Source organism: Blastococcus sp. SYSU DS0619, from assembly GCF_054051035.1.
On record NZ_JBJHAM010000011.1, the window covers coordinates 1 to 17700 of the forward strand.

The window sequence follows — 17700 nt, forward strand, 5'->3', positions numbered from 1 at the left end:
CAGATCTCCGTACACGAACACCCCCACCACCGCCCCCCCCCCCCCGCCCCCCCCCCCCCCCCCCCCCGCCCCCCCCCCCCCCCCCCCCCCCCCCCCCCCCGTGGCCGGCGACGGGACGGGCTGGTCGGGCGGACCCACGGCGGCGGTGAACCGCTCGCTGAGCAGCTGGGCGAGGTCGTCGCGGACCAGCCGGCCCAGTTCTGCAGGGGTGGAGAACGGGCGGTACGACGCCTCCTGCTCGATCCGGTGGACCAGCTCCGCCAGGCGCGGATCCCGGTCGGGGGCCGGGGTCTTGAGGTACAGCAGACGGGGCATGCCCCGGGACAGCTCGAACTCCTCCTCGAGACCGGAGACGTCCAGATCAGGCACGAGCTGGCCGTACCGCTGCCAGTACAGCCCGATGAAGACGTCGCTCTGCGCCAGGTACGCCCGGTACACCTCGCCGGGAGGTTGCGGGCGGGCGCCGGTCTCGAACATCACCGGGGTGAGCCGCAACGCCGACAGCGCTCGCGAGACCGCCCGCCGCTCGGGGGCCAGTTCGCCCAGCGTGGAGCTCACGAAGACCCGCAGCCGCTGGTCAGGTGTCCGGATGCCCGACATCAAGCTCGGCCTCTCGTGCGACGCCGGCCGGGGGAGGCCGGGGTCATCCTGAACCGGGCGGGATCGGACGGGCAACCCCCGGGGCTGCGCACTCTCGCTTCCCGACGAGCGTGGTGACCGGCAGCTCGACGGCGTCCAGCTCGGCCATGGCGCCGGCGTACCGGTCGAGGACGTCGTCGTGCTCGACGTCGAGCTCGCGCAGGCGGTGGATGACCTGAACGGTCGCGATCGGGTCGGCGGTGTAGTGCCGGTAGCCGCTGTCTGGGTCCACCGTCGCGGGCTCGAGCAGCCCGGCGTCGTCGTAGCGGCGCAGGGTCCGCACGCTCAGGTGGGTCAGGCGGGAGAACTCGCCGTAGGCCAGCACCGGAGGACTGTGCACCCCTCTCCCCGGGGGAGAGTCCAGTGCTCGACCCTCCCGCCGCGGGAGGACGCACCGTCGGGGCATGACCGCACCGACCAGCATCCAGCCCGGCGAACTCCCGGCGATGATCCGCGGCTACTCGACGGCGCACGCGGCCCGGGACGTCGACGCCGCCATCGTCGAGTTCGGCCCGACCGCCGTGGTCGTCGACCAGGGCGAGAGCTTCCGCGGGACCGGTGAGATCCTCGGCTTCCCGCGAGGCGCCGGAGCCGAGTTCACGTACACGACCGAGCCCCTGGGCGCCCAGCGCATCGACGACACGTGCTGGGTGGCCACCAACCACCTGGAGGGCGACTTCCCGGGCGGCGTCGCCGACCTCGACTACCGCTTCACGACGGACGCCCTCATCGCGGAGTTGGTCATCGCTCCTCGGTGACGGCGGCACGGCGATCAGTCCTCCGCGGCAGTGGTGGACGCGTCGTCCGGCTCGACGGAGGTCGGCAGGCTGTGCCAGGTGTCGTAGGCGACGGCCGCCGCACCGTCGCCGTCACCGGCGGCGCAGAGCCGGATGAGCTGGTCGTGACGGGCGACGGATGCCTGGCCCCGCAGCGAGCCGAACCGCAACCGCTCCGCGCGGCGCAGGGTGGGGGTGAACTGCTCGAGGACGGTGGCGACCGCGCGGTTGCCGGCGATGGTCACGAGCACACCGTGCAGTTCGTCGTCGGCACGGAGGGCCGCATCCACGTCGCCGGCCCCGAGGGCGGCGGCGAACCGGAGGTTGGCGTCGCGCATCGCCGCCAGGTCTGCCTCGGTGAGCCCGTCGACCGCCTCGCGCACCGCCACCTCGTGCATCGCCGCGACGACGTCCCGGGCGTCCCGGATCTGGCGGGCGTCGAGCGGGGTGACGGCCGTCGAACGCCCCGGCCGAGCCACGACGAGCCCGTTCTGCGCCAGTCGGAGCAGCGCCTCCCGCACGGGCGTCCTGCTCACGCCGAGCCAGGCGGCGAGGTCCAGGTCCTTGAGCTGCTCACCGGGCTCGAACGTCCCGTCCACGATGGCGTCGCGGAGACGGCGGTAGACGTCGTCGCGCAGGAGGTCGCGGCCGAGACCGGGAGCCGTCTCGGGTATCGGCACCTACGGACCTTCCTTCCGGGCAGGCCGCGGAGCCGCTCGCAGCGCATGGGCGGAGGAGGGCGCAGGTGGCCATTGTCGGCTCAGCTCATCTCCGGCAATATATCGCTCATGCGTCCCGGTGATCGCGCGGCGGCGAGCGGATCGTGATCGGACGTTCCGAGGAGCTGGCCGTGCTGACGGCGATGCTCGACTCGGTGTCCCCGGGGGGCGAGGCCGCCGTCGTCTCGGGCCAGGCCGGCATCGGCAAGACCACCCTCGCGGCGGCGCTGTCGGCGCGGGCCCGCCACGTCGGCTTCCGCGAGCTGCGCTGCACCGGGGTCCAGAGCGAGGCGATGGCCGGATTCGCCGGCCTGCACGAACTGCTCCGGCCGGTGCTCGACGACGCCGCAGCATTGCCGGCGCGCCAGCGGGCCGCCCTGCGCTCCGCCTTCGGGGAGTCCGACGGCCCCGCGGACCGACTGCTCATCCACCTCGCCGTCCTGGGCCTGCTGGAGGAGGTCGCGCACCGGCAGCGGCTGCTCGTGGTGGTGGAGGACCTGCAGTGGCTGGACAGGTCCAGCGCCGAGGCCCTCGAGTTCGTCGCCCGCCGGCTCAGCAACGCCCCGATCCTGATGGTGGCGACGGTTCGCACCGAGTCCGGCGAACCCACCCCGCTGCCCTCCGCCCAGATCACGCGCCTGCACCTGGAACCCCTCGGGGAGGTGGAGGCCGCCCTGTTGCTGGACGGTCTCCCGCACCGGCTCGGCGAGCAGGAACGGCGGCAGATCCTCGCCGAGGCCGCCGGGAACCCTCTGGCCGTGCGCGAGTTCGCCGCCGCCGTGAGCGCCCGGGACGGCAGTCCGGCCCCGGCGGGCCCGCTGCCGACCACCGCACGCCTCGAGCGTGCCCTCCTCACCGAGGTCGACGCCCTGCCCGAGGCCAGCCGTCGGTTCCTGCTCCTCGCCGCGGTCGCGGACGTCGAGACGCTGCCCGAGCTCGTCGCTGCCGGGCGCCTGCTCGACCTGACGCCCGAGGACCTGGCACCAGCCGAGGACGCCGGCACTGTCACCCTGGTGGGGGAGCGCGTGCGCTTCCGCCATCCGCTGCTCCGCTCGGCCGTCCGAGGAGCGGCAACCTGGTCCGACCGCGCGGCGGCCCACACAGCACTGGCGGCGGCGACGTCGGACCCGGGCAGTGCGGCCTGGCACCGCGCGGCGCTCGCCTTCGCGCCGGACGAGACGATCGCCGCCGAGCTGGAGGCGGCGGCTCGGCGGTCCCTGCAGCGGGGGGCACGGCCCGACGCCGTGGTCACGCTGCGCCGCGCCGCGGCGCTCTCGGCGGAGACCGAGGCCCGGGCGCGTCGGCTGATCGCGGCGGCCGTCGCCGCCCGCCAGGGCGGCCGGGCGAGCGAAGCCGTCCAGCTGCTGGAGGAGGCGCTGCCCCTCGCGACCGCCGCGGACGTGGTCGCCACTGCCGCCTCCACCGAGGTCATGCTCGGCGTGACGGTGGGCACGCCGGTCCGCACCGTCGGGGAGGCCGTCGCGCTGGTGGGGCGGCTGTCGGGCAGCAGTGGCGACGACCACCGGACGCGGCGAGCACAGGTGCTGGTCGGGGCCGCGGCGTGGGCCTGGCTGCAGGGAGTCGACGAGCCGGCGAGGGACCGCCTCGCCGGCGCCCTGACCGCCCTCGACCCGGAGGGCGGGGATCCCATGGTCGCGATCGGGTCGGCCCTCGTGGACCCGGTTGCGCACGCGGCACGTGCCCGAGCGGCGCTGCCCGGGCTCACGAGGTTCGTCTCCGACTACGCCTACACCGGCGGCACCGAGAACCACCCGGGGAGCAGCGAGCTGGTGCTCGCGGCCGCGCGCATGGCCGAGTCGATCCAGGACCTCTCGGCGGCCGCCACCCTCTGGGACCTCGGCGCCCTGTTCTTCCGGGGCGGTACGGGGGCGCTCAGCGACGAGGCGCAAGTCTTCACCGGGCGTGGTGCCCTCCGGCTGGCGACCGGCCGACTGGACGAGGGGCTCGCCGACTCGGCGCACGGAGAACGGCTGGCCGAGGCGCTCGACCTGCCGGTGCTGGCCGGTCTCGCCGCGGCCGCCGCCGCGCGGGGACATGCCTGGTCGGGCGCGGACGAGGCGGCGACCCGTGCCGGTGCCCGCGCTCTCGAGCTCTCGGGTGAGCACCCTTCGGCGCTGGTCCGGGCGCTGGTCGCCTGGGCGGCCGGTCTGGGGGCGCTCGGCCGCCGCCGGCACGACGTGGCGCTGGCGGCCCTGCGCGACGTGTCGGTCCACCCGAGCACCGCGCTGCTCGCCCTGGGAGACCTGACCGAGGCCGCCGTCCGATCCGGTGCCGCCCCCACTGTCGAACCGGTGGTGGCCGAGACCGAGCGCGTCGCCGAGGCGTTGCGCTCGGTGCACCTGCAGGCGCTGGTGCACCGCAGCCGGGCGCTGCTGGCCTCCGGCGCCGAGGCGGCGGACCATTTCGAGGCGGCCGTCGAGGCCGGACGGCGGGCAGGCTCGCCGCTGGAACTCGCCCGGAGCCGGCTGGCGTGGGGCGAGTGGCTCCGCCGGCACGGCCAGGTGGTGTCGGCGCGTGGCCACCTGGCGGAGGCGCTGCACGTCTTCGACACCGAGGGCGCGGCGCCATGGGCGGAGCTGGCGGCCGCGGAGCTGCGCGCGGCGGGAGTGGTCCCCAGCCGCAGTGTGCCCTCCACCAGGATCGACCCGGCCGAGGTGCTCACGGCGCAGGAGCTCCAGATCGCCCGCTTGGCCGCCAGCGGCCTCACGAACAAGGCGATCGCCGACCGGGTCTACCTCTCGCACCGCACGATCGGGGCGCACCTCTACCGCATCTACCCGAAGGTCGGCGTCACCAGCCGGGGCCAGCTCCGCGACGTCCTCGGCCCGGTCGGAGCCTGAGCCTGCCCCATCGGCGGGAGTGGTCCTGGCGGAGTGGTCATCGTGCGGATGCGGCATCCGGGCGGTGCTCCCTAGCTTCGGTACCGCATCCGTTCGAGACCGGGGGAGGAGGGCGCCGTGGACGAGAGCGAACCCGCCTGGGTGGTCGCCATGCGCCAGCTGGCCACCGAGGCCAGGCAGCGCCGCAAGGACGGAGTCCGAGCCCGGCTCCGCCTCGACGCCGCGAGAAGCCGCCCCGCCGGGAGCCGGCCGGCCCCGCCCCCGGACGACGACGGCCATGAGTGACCTCCTCGAGCTGCTCCTCGCGGCCCACGGCGGCCTGGACCGCTGGCGGGCGGCGCAGCGGATCACCGGGCGGCAGCACACCGGCGGACGGCTCGGCGCCGTCAAGGGGCAGCCCGACGCGCTGGCCGACGTCGAGGTGTCCGTGGACCTGCACCGGGAGCGCGTCTCGTACGCCCAGTTCCCGGGTCCGGGGCAGCGCACGTCCGTCACCCCGGGCCTGGTCCACGTCGAGACCGAGGACGGCCGGACGCTCGAGTCCCTGCCGGACCCGCGGGCGTCGTTCACCGGCCACGGGATCACGACGCCGTGGACGGCGTTGCAGCAGGCCTACGTCGGCGGGTACGCGATGTGGACCTGGCTCACCGAGCCGTGGCACCTGACCTTCCCCGGGGTGCGCACGGTGGAGATCGATCCGTGGACCGAGGGCGGCCGGCGGCTGCGCCGGTTGCTGGCCACCTATCCGGTCACCATGGCCACGCACAGCCGCGAGCAGCTGCTCCACGTCGACGACGACGGGCTGATCCGCCGCCGGGACTACAGCATCGACGTGGCCGGCGGCCTGCCCGGCGCCGACGTCGTGAGCGAGCACCGCGAGTACTCCGGGCTGGTCGTCCCGACCCGGCGGGTCGTGCACGGCAGGGACGCCGCGGATCACGCCTTGCCCGGCCCGGTCCTCGTCTCGGTGGACCTGGCCGAGGTCACCGTCACCTGAGCGGCGGCGCCGCCGGCCCTCGACCGCCCGGCTGCGTCCGCAGGGCGTCGCGGAGCTGGGCCCGGTGGGCGATGTCCAGCTTCGGGAACACGCGGGCCAGGTGGGTCGCCACGGTGCGGGGGGAGAGGGCTGTGCGCGCGGCGATCTCGCGATTGGTCAGGCCCTCGGCAGCCAGCTCGGCGATCCGCCGCTCCTGCGTGGTGAGCTCGGTCGGGGGTGCCCCTCGCCGCGGCGCCGTGTCCGGTGTGCCGCCGGCAGCCCGCAGCTCGGCCGCGGCGGCGTCGGCCCAGGGGCTCGCGCCGGCGGCGGTCAGCGTCTCCAGTGCGGCGGCGAGCTGCTCCCGCGCGGCCGCGATCCGCCGCTGACGGCGCAACCACTCGCCGTAGACCAGCCGGGTGCGGGCCAGTTCCAGCGGCGCGCCACTGCCGAGCCCGGCCGCCACCGCGAGCGCGTAGGCCTCCCCGGCCTCCTCGCCGACGGAGAGCAGTGCCCTCGCCCGGTGCACGAGAGACCACAGGTACGGGGAGTCGACGGAGCGGGCCCGGCGCTCGGCGTCGGCGACCACGACGGCCGCCGAGTTCCCGCGGCCGGCACGCACCGCTGCCTCAGCCAGGTCCGCCACCGCCCACGCGGCGGTCGTGGGGTGCTGCTCGACGAGCGCGAACTCCTGCTGCGCGGCCCGGTAACGGCGCTGGTTCATCGCCACCAGCCCGGCGGCCCAGTGCGCCCGGGCGCTGACCACGGCGGTGCGGTGCGATCCGGCCAGCTCCCGGTGCCGGCGCAGGGCCGCCTGTGCTGCGGCGTCCGCACCGCGCCAGGCGTGGACCCGTGCGGCCACGACCTCGGCCGCGGCGGCCAGCAACGGCAGCTGGGAGTCCAGCGCCGTCCGGGCTGCGGGTTCGGCGTCGGCCAGCGCGTCGACCAACTGCCCGCTCAGCACCCGGATCGCTGCCCGGCCGCACAGGAACGATGCCGCGTCGCCCGGCGCCTCCGCCGGGGTGTGCAGTCGGCAGCCGTCGTCCCAGACCGCCTGGGCCGCCGGCACGTCGTGCAGCGCCTCCGCCATCGCTGCGAGGCTCGCGAGCGCCCACGGGTACCGGGCCCGGACGACGTCCAGCAGCTCCAGCGGGGCGGATCGGGGCTCCGCGGCGCGGGTGGAGGGATCGAGCAGCGCCAGGCCGACCGTCTTCAGGGGGTGCGGGGAGTCGTCGAGGGTCGCCAGCCCTCCGCGGACCGCCGCGCGGGTGGTCTCGGGCGCCGCCAGCTCCCAGGTTCGCGTGGCTGCCGCGGCGAGGAGCTGGACACGGGCCTCGGGATGGTCACGGCCCGACGGCCCGCCCAGGCGTCCGGCCACCGCCACCAGCTCCTCCGGGGACCGGCCGACCACCAGGTCGGTCCCGCGGCTGAGCGCCCACTCGGCCAACGTGAGCTCGCGGACGGCGTCACCGTCCTCGGCGAGCGGCATGGCTTCCCGCAGGGCATCGACCGCCTCCCGGGTCAGGCCCGCACGCCGGGCCGACTCCGCGGCGGAGGCGAGCCGGCGGACCCGGTTCCCGAGAGCGGGGGAGAGCGCGGCGGCCCGGCGCTGGGCGGCGAACGCCTCCCACCGGGCACCGCGCTGGAGGGCGCGTGCCGCTGCGGCCTCCAGCCCCTCCGCGACCGACTCGTCCGGGCCGTAGCTGGCCGCCGCGCGGTGCCACGCGACGCGCTCGGGATCGTCCGCCAGCCCGGCCAGCAGGTGGTGCGCCGCGGCGCGCTCCGCCGACGTCGCGGCGCCGTAGACGGCCGAGCCGATGAGCGGGTGCCGGAACGAGAAGTGGCCGCCGGTCACCGCCCCGAGGCCCGTGCTCTCGACCGGCCTGAGCAGTGCGACCGCCTCGTCGAAGCCGCCCGCGGCGGCCACGACGCGGAACAGCGGCACGTGCCCCCCGTCAGCTGCTGCGACGAGCAGCAACTGCCGGCTGGCGGCCGGTAGCTGGTCGAACGACTCGAGGAACGCCTGCTTCATCCGTGCCGTCGTCGGCAGCTGATCGGGGAGCGCCGCCACGGCCGGTCGGAACCCGCCGGGCGCCGTGGCCAGCTCGGTGAGCGCGAGCGGGTTCCCGCCGGCCACCGCGACGACCGCCTCGCGCACCGCCGGCTCCACCTCCGGGGCCACCTGCTCGACCAGCCGACGGGACTCCGCCTCGGCGAGGGGAGCCAGGGTGAGCCGGCGGCCCGGGAAATCCGCCTGGGGGACCGGTGCGTCCGGGCGGCTCCGCACGGTCGCCAGCAGCAGCAGCGGGAGGTCGGCCAGTCGGCGGGCGAGGAAGACGAGCACGTCGATGCTCGACTGGTCGACGTGGTGCAGGTCCTCGACCACGACGAGGGCGGGCCCGGTGGCGACGAGGTCCTCCATCAGGCGGAGCACGGCGAGGGAGAGGAGGAGGGGGTCGGGCGCCGGTCCTTCCTCCAGCCCGAACGCCGTCAGCAGCGCGGTCCGCTGGCGCGCAGGTAGGGCGCCGACCCGGTGCAGCGCCGGGTGGAGCAACTCGTGCAGGGCGGCGAACCCCAGGGACGCCTCGCCCAGGACACCCGAGCACCGGAGCTCCCGGAAGCCGGCCGACCGGGCCATCTCGGCCGCGGCCGCGGCCAGCGCGGTCTTGCCCAGGCCGGCGTCGCCCTCGACGACCAGCGCGAGACCCGTGGCGGTCGCGGTGCGGACCGCCTCGCGCAGCGCGGCGAGCTCCGACTCCCGCCCGATCAGCACCGCCGGTCCCTCCTGCTCCGAGCAGGGCCACGCCGTCGGCCCCGGCGGGAGCACGGTAGTCCAGGTCCGGGCCCAGCGGGGGCCGGCCGGGCAGCCGAGCTGCCCCGCGGACGTCGCAGCGCACCGGCGGTGCAGTCGATCGACGGATGCCTGGGGTGGAGGAGCGGTGCCAGCGTCTGCCGTCCGACGGCGCAGCGCGCGTCGTCCCGCCCGGAAGGAGCAGATCGGTGACCACTCAGCAGACCCCACGCGTCGTCCTCGAGCCAGAGTTCCAGCAGCTCGCCGACGCCACGGCCAACCCGCCCTACCTGTACGACCTCGGCCCCGAGGCCGCCCGCAAGGTGCTCGACGACATCCAGTCCGGCACCGTCGAGAAGCTCCCGGTGGAGGAGCACTGGATCACCGTCCCGGTCGGCGTCGGCGTCGGCGACGTGCCGGTCCGGATCGTCCGGCCCGCCGGATCGTCCGGCCGGCTCCCCGTGCTGCTCTACATGCACGGCGGCGGCTGGGTTCTCGGCAACGCGGGCACGCACGACCGGCTGGTCCGCGAGCTGGCCGTCGGCGCCGGCGCCGCCGTGGTGTTCGTGGAGTACAGCCGGTCACCGGAGGCGAAGTACCCGGTGGCCATCGAGCAGGGCTACGCCACGGCTCGGTGGATCACCGAGCAGGGCGCCGAGCACGGTCTGGACGCCGCCCGGCTGGCCGTCGCCGGCGATTCGGTGGGCGGCAACATGACCGCGGCCCTCACCCTGATGGCCAAGGACCGCGGTGACGTCTCCTTCGTGCACCAGTCGCTGTACTACCCGGTCACCGACGCCGCGATGGACACCCCCTCGTACGCCCAGTTCGCCGAGGGGCCCTTCCTGAGGGCGAAGGCCATGGAGTGGTTCTGGGACGCCTACACCACCGACCCCGCCCAGCGTGCCCAGGTCACCGCGTCGCCGCTGCGGGCCACCCCGGAGCAGCTCGCGGGTCTTCCGCCGGCATTCCTCCTGGTGGCCGAGGCCGACGTCCTGCGCGACGAGGGCGAGGCGTACGCCGCCGCGCTGCGCTCGGCCGGCGTCCCGATCACCACGGTCCGCTACGACGGGGTGCACCACGACTTCATGATGCTCGACCCGGTCAGCCAGACCCTCGGCGCACGCGCCGCCATCGCGCAGTCGATCGCGATGCTCCGGGCGGCCTTCGGCAAGTGAAAGAACAGTCGATCGACGTACGCGAAGCCGCCGCCGCGCTTCCTACGTTCGCTCCACCAGCGCCGCGACGTCGGATCCGACGCACCGGGGCCGCTGTCCACCGAGAGGAAGAGAACCGATGACCACCAGCACCCTCGAGGTCCGCACGGACCCGACCAAGCCCACCGTGGTGCTCGTCCACGGGGCCTTCGCCGACTCGTCCAGCTGGAACGGCGTGATCACCCAGCTCAGGGCCGACGGCTATCCCGTGCTCGGGGTGGCCAACCCGCTCCGAGACCTGCACCGCGACGCCGAGCTACTGCGCAGCGTCCTCGAGAACGTGGACGGGCCGATCGTCCTCGCGGGCCACTCCTACGGCGGCAGCGTGATGAGCGAGGCGGCCGACGGCAATCCGAAGGTGAAGGCGCTGGTGTTCGTCGCCAGCTTCCTCCTGGAGGAGGGCGAGAGCACCGGTGAGCTGGCCGGGAAGTTCCCCGGCAACGAGCTCGGGCCGGCCCTGCGCCCGGTGCCCGTCACCGGTCCCGACGGGCAGCCGGTGGACGACCTCTACATCGAGCAGGAGAAGTTCCGGGCGGTCTTCGCCGCGGACGTGCCGGAGGACGTCGCCGCGCTGATGGCCGTCACCCAGCGTCCCATCGTCGCCGACGCGCTCGAGGGAAAGGCGACGAAGGCAGCCTGGAAGACCGTCCCCTCCTGGAACCTGATCACGCGCCAGGACCTCGCCGTCCCCGCCGAATCGCAGCAGTTCATGGGCGAGCGTGCCGGGGCGACGAACGTCGAGATCGACGCCTCCCACGCCGTGACGGTCTCCCAGCCGGAGGCTGTCGCCCGGCTGATCGACGAGGCCGCCCGCGCGACGGCCGGCTGACCGGACGGCGATTGCCATACCGGGCCCGCCCCGTCGTCGAGACGGGAGAGGGCGGGGCGGGCCCCGCAGGGATCGGGAGGCGGGATGCACGCGCTCGACCTGATCGGCATCTTCGCCTTCGGCGTCTCAGGCGCCCTCATGGCGATCCGCCGGGACTTCGACGTGGTGGGGATCGCGATCCTGGCGGTGGTCACCGCGCTGGGCGGCGGCATCGTCCGGGACCTCGTGCTCGGGGACACGCCGCCTCCGGCGTTCACCAGGTGGCAGTACCTGGTGGTCGCCCTGGCGGCGGCCGCGGTCACGTCCGTCGCCCACCCCTGGCTCGGTCGGCTGAGCAGACCCCTGCTCGTCTTCGACGCCGCCGGCCTGGGGCTCTTCTCCGTCGCGGGGACCCAGAAGGCGCTCGACCACGGCCTCGCGCCCGTGGCGGCCGCCCTGCTCGGGGTCACGACCGCCGTGGGCGGCGGCGTCCTCCGGGACGTCCTCGCCCGCGACACCCCGGCGCTGTTCCGGGCGGACTCCGAGCTCTACGCGGTGCCGGCACTGGCCGGAGCCCTCGTCGTCGGCATCGCCTCGACCTTCGACGCCTACGGCCCCGCGCTGGGCGCGGGCGTCGCCGGCGCGATCTTCGTCGTCCGCGTGCTCGCCCTGCAGCGCCACTGGCGAGGTCCGCGGGCGCGCGGGCGGCGATCCCCGGTCGGCCCGCCCCCGGTGGGCGGAGCGCCACCTTCCTGACGCAACGAGAGGACAGCACGACATGACAGGCGTCGTAGGGCGCGAGGGCCCCGCACCGTTCTGGACGACAACGGAGGAACAGAGATGGGAAATTCAGATCGCGGGCGCCTGGATGGGCGTCGAGCGCTCGTCACCGGCGGGTCGAAGGGATCGGGGAGAGCCGTGGCTGAACGGCTTCGCGAGCTCGGCGCCGATGTGTACGTAACGGCCCGGACGATGCCCGACGGGTACGAGTCCCCGAACCGCTTCATCGCGGCCGACACCTCGACCGTCGAGGGCACGGCGCTCGTCGCGTCGCGTATCGAGGAGGCCGGTGGTGTGGACATCCTCGTGCACGTCGTGGGAGGCGCGTCCACGCCATCCGGAGGGTTCGCGGCGATCACGGATGAGCAGTGGATGATCGAGCTCGAGCTCAACTTCCTTGGCGCCGTGCGGCTCGATCGAGCGCTGCTGCCGTCGATGATCCGGTCCGGGCACGGTGTGGTGCTCCACTTCACGTCCATCCAGCGGCAGCTGCCGCAGTACGACGCATCTCTCGCGTACGCGGCTGCGAAAGCCGCGTTGCGCACGTACAGCAAGGGCCTGGCGAACGAGCTCGCGCCGCAGGGTGTGCGGGTCAACGCGATCAGTCCTGGTGGGATCGAGACCGAGGCCTACGAGAGGTTCGTGGACCGGATCGCGGAGGGAAACGGCCTGAGCCGGGAGGGAGCGAAGGAGAAGATCCTCGACTCCCTCGGCGGAGTGCCCCTGGGCCGTTTCGCGAGGACGGAGGAGATCGCCGATCTGGCGGGGTTCCTGGTGTCCGACCAGGCGTCGGCGATCGTCGGTGCGGAGTACGTGATCGACGGCGGGACCGTTCCGACGGTCTAGCCCGAGACCGGATGCAGAAGACGTGCTTCTGCGGAAGAGGAGTTGCCGTGGGCGCCATGGACGAACTGATCAGCCCGGTCGTCGTTGCACGGCTACGGGCTGCGTTGGAGGCGGTCGCGCCCACCGGCGATTACTCCGCTCTGGCGCAGGCGGAAGGTGCCGTACGGGGTGTCCGCCTCCGGGAGCGGGTGGACGTCGTCCGCGATGCTCTGCTCAGCGACGTCCCGGCGGGGTTCGCCGCCGCCGAGCGAGTGGTGCTCGACGTGCTGGACGAGCCGCGTTTCGGCGGGTGGATGATCTGGCCCACCACGGAGTTCATCGCCTCGCGTGCACTCGAGACCGCGTCGACGCGGGACTTCGACGCCGCCATGGCACTCTTGGCCCGGCTCACCGTCGGTCTGACGGGTGAATTCGCCGTCCGCGAGCTCCTGAACGCGCGACCCGAGCGCGGCCTTCACATCATGCAGACCTGGACGGGGCACGACAGCGAGCACGTGCGGCGACTCGCCACCGAGGGCTCTCGCGCCTACCTGCCCTGGGCGAAACGAGTGCCCTGGCTGCTCGCCCATCCTCGTGCGACACGAGGCATCCTGGACGCCACCTATCGCGACCCGGCCGAGTACGTACGGCGCTCGGTCGCCAACCATCTCAACGACCTCAGTCGCGTCGATCCCTCCGTCGTCACGGAAGCGGCCGCCGCGTGGGCCGGCGCCCCGGACGCCACTACGCCATGGGTGCTCCGGCACGGCCTGAGGACGCTGATCAAGCGGGCCGATCCCACTGCGCTGGCACTCGTGGGATTCACCGGGAACAGCTTGCGCGTGGCCCGACCGCGCATCTCCGGTGATGTCGTTCCCTGGGGAGGGGATCTCACGTTCACGGCCGTCGTCACCAACGACGGCGAGACGGACGCAACCGTGGCGATCGACTACTCCATCGGATTCCAGCGCGCCAACGGGTCCGTGAGCGCGAAGACCTTCAAGCTCGGGTCACGACGCATCGCCGCCGGCGGCAGCACCGTGGTCACGAAGACCCACTCCTTCCGCCCCATCACCACCCGGACGTACTACCCGGGGCCGCACTCCGTCACCGTGCAGGCGAACGGGGTCCTCTCTCCACCCGAGGGGTTCGTCCTGGGACGGCCGGACGGGGACGAGCACGGTGGTGATGACGCGCGTCGAGGGCGGCGAGGCGCCTGAGGGTCAGCAGGTCGGGGCGGCCGCCGACCCTGCCGGAGGTGAACCCCGGCGTCGATCGGAATGGTCGACGACAACTGCAAGGGGCAGTCGACGAAGGCAGTGAGGGTGAGATCGTGAACGAAGTGGCCGAGCGGGTTCTGCGCACCGTGTCCTCGATCCCCAGCGGACACGTGATGACCTATGGCGATGTCGCCGAGGCGGCCGGCACCGGTGCGCGCGCCGTCGGTCAGATCCTGCGCAAGGGCGGTCACGACGTGCCGTGGTGGCGGGTGGTGGATGCCCTGGGGCGGCCGGTCAGAGGCGCGGCCCACGAGGCACTCGCACAGTTCCTCGAGGAATCCACCCCGTTGCTGCACCGTGGCGACGACGTGCGGGTGGACCTCGCGCACGCATCGTGGAGCAGCCACGAAGTCGGCAGAACTGGACGCCGCGGAGGCTCACGAGCGGGTCGTTGACCTGACCGAGGACCCCGCCGTCGCGAGGTACCTGCGCTCACGCGTCCGTGGGTCCCATGCGTCGCGGGGCGGCGTTGACTTCGAGAACCTCGGCGCGACGCTGCATCGACGTGGCACCGGTCGACAGGTCGGTTCGTCGACAGGTCGGTCGGTCGACAGGACGTGGTGGGTGTCGGCGACGTTCACGCCGGCGGCGGAGACGTCGTAGCGCTGCTAGCCGGGACCGGCCTCCGGCTCGGGGATGTTGACGGCGTCGAAGAGCTCGGGACCGCCGAAGCGGGTGACCTGCACAGCACGCATGCAGCCGGGGCCAGGTGGCTGGCTCCTGGGTGAGCAGGGCAGCCCGGCTGCGAGCGGACACCTGCTCGGGCTGCCGCAGGGTCCGTCCCGCACCGGCGGACCCGTGCCCCTCGGAGGACGTCCGTCGCGGAGGGAGCGGCTGATCGTCCTGGACGGTTCCGACAGCACCTGAGGGTCGCCGCCGGTCCGAGACGCGCATGCCCCATGATGGCGTCGTCGTGTTGTGCGCCACCTTTCGTGGCGCTCCGGTCCTTCGCCGACCTGGACGGCTACGCGGTCACGGTCCACGACAAGGGCTGAGGCGGCGCCGGAGGTCGCGGCCGACTGGTGCCGGGCCGTGATCACCGTCCGGCACCGGCGCCCAGAAGGGCGGGCGGCCGTCGATCACCCCGTCCAGGTCCAGTCCCGCACCTCCGGCATGTCCTCCAGGTGCTCGCGGACGTAGTCGTGGTGCCTCGCCAGCTGGTCGCGGCAGAACCGGGCCAGCTCCTCGCCGCGCTCGGGCACGCGGCGCGACCTGCGCAGCGCCTCGAGCACCAGGTGGTACCGGCTCATCCGGTTCAGCACCACCATGTCGAACGGGGTGGTCGTCGTGCCCTGCTCCTCGAAGCCCCGAACGTGGAAGCGACCCGGCTCGGTGCGCCCGTGCAGCAGCTGGTGCACCGCCCGCGGGTACCCGTGGAAGGCGACGACGACGTCGGTGTCGCGGGTGAACAGCTCCAGGAACCGGTCCTCGGAGAAGCCGTGCGGGTGGTCGGCCTGCGGGAGCAGCGCCATCAGGTCGATCACGTTGACCACCCGGACCCGCAGGTAGGGCACCCACTGCCGGAGCAGCTCGGCAGCGGCCAAGGTCTCCATGGTCGGGACGTCGCCGGCCGCGGCGAGCACGATGTCCGGCTCCTCGTCCCCGTTCCCCTCGGTGCCGGCCCACGACCACACCGACGCCCCGGCCGCGGCGTGCGCGTTGGCCTCGTCCAGCGTGAGGTACTGCAGGTGCGGTTGCTTGTCGGCGATCAGCAGGTTGACGTGGTCGGTGCTGCGCAGGCAGTGGTCGGCGACCGACAGGAGGCTGTTGGCGTCCGGCGGCAGCCACACCCGGACGACCTCGGGCGACAACGGGATCACCGTGTCCAGCAGGCCCGGGCCCTGGTGGCTGAACCCGTTGTGGTCGTTGCGCCAGCAGGTGCTGGTCAGCAGGATCGTCAGGGAGGAGACCGGTGCCCGCCAGGGCAGCCCGGCCGCGTGCTGCAGCCACTTCACGTGCTGGATGACCATCGACGCGCTGACCATCGCGAACGCCTCGTACGTGGCGAACATGCCGTGCCGCCCCGACAGCAGGTAGCCCTCCAGCCAGCCCTGGCACAGGTGCTCGCTCAGCACCTCCATCACCCGCCCGTGCGGCGAGAGGTGGTCGTCGGTGGGGAGCACGTCGGCCTGCAGGCAGCGGTCGGTCACCTCGAAGACCGACTGCAGCCGGTTGCTCGCGGTCTCGTCGGGACAGAACAGCCGGAACGTCCCGCCGCCGTCGGCGGTGGTGGTCCGCGCGTAGACGTCGCGGAGCAGCTCACCCAGCGGGTGCGTGGTCTGGTGGAACGTGGCGCCGGGCGCGGGCACGTCGACGGCGTAGGTCTCCAGCGGCGGGAGGTCCAGCGGGGTGCGCCGTCGTCCGCCGTTGGCGTAGGGCGTCGACCCCATCCGGAGATCGCCCTCGGGCGCCAGTGCGGCGAGCTCGGGCACCAGGGCGCCGTCGTCGGTGAACAGCGTCTCGGGGGAGTAGGAGTGCAGCCAGTCCTCGAGGAGGGCCAGGTGCGCGTCGTCGGTCTGCACCCCCGACAGCGGGACCTGGTGCGACCGGTAGGTGCCCTCGACCTGGACGCCGTCCACCTCGTGCGGGCCGGTCCAGCCCTTCGGGGTGCGCAGCACGATCGCCGGCCAGCCCGGCCGGAGGTCCTCGGCCCCGCTGCGGGCGGCGGTCTGGATCTCGCGGATCCGGTCGTGGGCGGTGCGCAGCGCGGCCTCCAGGTCGCGGAAGACCTGGCGCGGATCGTCGCCGGCGACGAAGACCGGTGACCAGCCCTGGCTGGTCAGGTAGCCGGCGACCTCGTCGTCGCTGGACCGGCCCCACACCGTCGGGCTGTTGATCTTGTAGCCGTTCAGGTGCAGCACCGGGAGGACGGCGCCGTCCCGCCGTGCGTCGAGGAAGGCCGGGATCTTCCACGAGCCCGACAGCGGCCCGGTCTCCGCCTCGCCGTCACCGACGACGCAGGCGACCAGCAGGTCGGGGGAGTCGAACGCCGCGCCGGCGGCGTGCACCAGCGCGTACCCGAGCTCGCCGCCCTCGTGGATGCTCCCGGGGGTCTGCACGCTCACGTGGCTGGGGATGCCGCCCGGGCTGGAGAACTGGCGGAACAACCGCCGGATGCCCTCGGCGTCCCGGCCGATCGCGGGGTAGACCTCGCTGTAGGTGCCCTCCAGGTAGGTGCCGGCCACCAGCGCCGGGCCGCCGTGTCCGGGGCCGGCGATGTAGACGCACGGCGTGCCGGTGCGCTTGATCAGCCGGTTCAGCTGGACGTAGAGCGCCGACAGCCCCGGGCTGGTGCCCCAGTGGCCGAGCAGCCGCGGCTTGACGTCGCTGTGCTGCAGCGGCCTGCGCAGCAGCGCGTTGTCCCGCAGGTAGATCTGCCCGACAGTCAGGTAGTTGGCGGCTGCCCACCACCGCAGGTCCAGGTCGAGGTCGTCCTCGGAGTAGGACGTCGGTGACTGCGTGGACTCGGCCGTGGCCTCATGCATCGCCATGTGCCCGACCTTGCCGCATCCAGGTGAACGCCGTGCGCCGGCCGGGTGGCCTGCGGCCGCGCCCCGAGCTCAGCGGCCCGGGCGCAGCGCCCCGGTCGTCAGGCGACGTCGGTGCGCGCGCCGGTCAGGTACTCGCGCACGGCCGGCTCGGGAACCCGGAAGGACCGGCCGACCCGGACGGCGGTCAGCTCGCCGCCGTGCACCAGGCGGTACACGGTCATCTTCGAGACCCGCATGATCGCCGCGACCTCGGCGACGGTCAGGAACGAGACGGCCGCGCGGGGAGCCGGCCGCTGCATCGCCGGGGAGGCCGTCATCGGGTGGCCGGGCGCCGGGCGGGCGGCCATGGGGTGCGCGCCCACGGGGCGCCGGACCGCCGGGACCGGGGCGGGAGCGGCGTAGCGGCCGGTGGGGCGCTGGCCGTAGGCGGCCGGGCGGGGGAGGACCGGAGCGGGGGAGCGCTGGGGCAGGGACACGTCGATCTCCTCGGGGGATTCGCGGGTCGCGGAGCCGGCCCGTCGTCGGCAACCATGTGCGCCC

16 protein-coding genes are annotated in these 17700 nt (G+C 74.1%); 10 read left to right on the plus strand and 6 right to left on the minus strand.

What is annotated here, in order from left to right; all coding sequences use genetic code 11:
- On the minus strand, positions 1 to 600 hold a 600-nt coding region (locus tag ACI79T_RS13315; RefSeq protein WP_456610545.1), incomplete at its 3' end, for a DUF4062 domain-containing protein.
- Between the two features lie 43 nt (positions 601 to 643).
- On the minus strand, positions 644 to 979 hold the full coding sequence (locus ACI79T_RS13320) for a MerR family transcriptional regulator (RefSeq protein WP_456610546.1): 336 nt from the start codon (positions 977 to 979) through the stop codon (positions 644 to 646).
- A 64-nt stretch (positions 980 to 1043) separates the two neighbouring features.
- Between ACI79T_RS13320 and ACI79T_RS13325 the strand changes: the two genes are divergently transcribed.
- On the plus strand, positions 1044 to 1397 hold the full coding sequence (locus ACI79T_RS13325; RefSeq protein WP_456610547.1) for a nuclear transport factor 2 family protein: 354 nt from the start codon (positions 1044 to 1046) through the stop codon (positions 1395 to 1397).
- A 14-nt stretch (positions 1398 to 1411) separates the two neighbouring features.
- On the opposite strand, the gene ACI79T_RS13330 is transcribed toward ACI79T_RS13325, so the two are convergent.
- Positions 1412 to 2095: a GntR family transcriptional regulator gene (locus tag ACI79T_RS13330; RefSeq protein WP_456610548.1), complete on the minus strand. Its 684-nt coding sequence runs from the start codon at positions 2093 to 2095 to the stop codon at positions 1412 to 1414.
- Between the two features lie 143 nt (positions 2096 to 2238).
- On the opposite strand from ACI79T_RS13330, the gene ACI79T_RS13335 reads away from it, so the two are divergent.
- The 3 genes from ACI79T_RS13335 to ACI79T_RS13345 all read left to right on the plus strand — a co-directional run bounded on the left by ACI79T_RS13335 (position 2239) and on the right by ACI79T_RS13345 (position 5992).
- Positions 2239 to 4995 carry a helix-turn-helix transcriptional regulator gene (locus ACI79T_RS13335; RefSeq protein ID WP_456610549.1) on the plus strand — a complete coding sequence of 919 codons (2757 nt, stop codon included), beginning with the start codon at positions 2239 to 2241 and terminating at the stop codon, positions 4993 to 4995.
- Positions 4996 to 5112: 117 nt separating this feature from the next.
- Positions 5113 to 5280 carry a hypothetical protein gene (locus ACI79T_RS13340; protein WP_456610550.1) on the plus strand — a complete coding sequence of 56 codons (168 nt, stop codon included), beginning with the start codon at positions 5113 to 5115 and terminating at the stop codon, positions 5278 to 5280.
- Positions 5273 to 5992, plus strand: coding sequence for a hypothetical protein (locus tag ACI79T_RS13345; RefSeq protein WP_456610551.1), 720 nt, complete (start codon positions 5273 to 5275; stop codon positions 5990 to 5992). The genes ACI79T_RS13340 and ACI79T_RS13345 overlap by 8 nt, the downstream gene beginning before the upstream one ends.
- Here the strand turns inward: ACI79T_RS13345 and ACI79T_RS13350 are convergent.
- Positions 5985 to 8741 carry an AAA family ATPase gene (locus ACI79T_RS13350; RefSeq protein WP_456610552.1) on the minus strand — a complete coding sequence of 919 codons (2757 nt, stop codon included), beginning with the start codon at positions 8739 to 8741 and terminating at the stop codon, positions 5985 to 5987. The genes ACI79T_RS13345 and ACI79T_RS13350 overlap by 8 nt on opposite strands.
- Positions 8742 to 8968: 227 nt before the next feature.
- On the opposite strand from ACI79T_RS13350, the gene ACI79T_RS13355 reads away from it, so the two are divergent.
- From ACI79T_RS13355 to ACI79T_RS13380, 6 genes are all read left to right on the plus strand, one after another.
- Positions 8969 to 9937, plus strand: coding sequence for an alpha/beta hydrolase (locus tag ACI79T_RS13355; RefSeq protein ID WP_456610553.1), 969 nt, complete (start codon positions 8969 to 8971; stop codon positions 9935 to 9937).
- Positions 9938 to 10055: 118 nt separating this feature from the next.
- A complete protein-coding gene (locus ACI79T_RS13360) occupies positions 10056 to 10805 on the plus strand; it encodes an alpha/beta fold hydrolase (RefSeq protein ID WP_456610554.1) in 750 nt (249 codons plus the stop codon).
- 84 nt (positions 10806 to 10889) lie between these two features.
- A complete protein-coding gene (locus ACI79T_RS13365; RefSeq protein ID WP_456610555.1) occupies positions 10890 to 11540 on the plus strand; it encodes a trimeric intracellular cation channel family protein in 651 nt (216 codons plus the stop codon).
- A gap of 84 nt (positions 11541 to 11624) precedes the next feature.
- Positions 11625 to 12410 (plus strand): SDR family oxidoreductase, encoded by a 786-nt coding sequence (locus ACI79T_RS13370; protein ID WP_456610556.1) that lies wholly within the window; start codon positions 11625 to 11627, stop codon positions 12408 to 12410.
- A 56-nt stretch (positions 12411 to 12466) separates the two neighbouring features.
- The gene (locus tag ACI79T_RS13375; RefSeq protein ID WP_456610557.1) at positions 12467 to 13609 is read left to right on the plus strand and encodes a DNA alkylation repair protein; all 1143 of its coding nucleotides are present in this window, start codon (positions 12467 to 12469) and stop codon (positions 13607 to 13609) included.
- A gap of 38 nt (positions 13610 to 13647) precedes the next feature.
- The gene (locus tag ACI79T_RS13380; RefSeq protein WP_456610558.1) at positions 13648 to 14064 is read left to right on the plus strand and encodes an MGMT family protein; all 417 of its coding nucleotides are present in this window, start codon (positions 13648 to 13650) and stop codon (positions 14062 to 14064) included.
- Between the two features lie 684 nt (positions 14065 to 14748).
- On the opposite strand, the gene ACI79T_RS13385 is transcribed toward ACI79T_RS13380, so the two are convergent.
- Both ACI79T_RS13385 and ACI79T_RS13390 read right to left on the minus strand, forming a co-directional pair.
- Positions 14749 to 17160: a phosphoketolase family protein gene (locus ACI79T_RS13385; RefSeq protein ID WP_456610559.1), complete on the minus strand. Its 2412-nt coding sequence runs from the start codon at positions 17158 to 17160 to the stop codon at positions 14749 to 14751.
- A gap of 98 nt (positions 17161 to 17258) precedes the next feature.
- Entirely contained in the window at positions 17259 to 17636 is a 378-nt protein-coding gene (locus tag ACI79T_RS13390; protein WP_456610560.1) for a helix-turn-helix domain-containing protein, read from the minus strand.
- Positions 17637 to 17700: the final 64 nt, after the last annotated feature.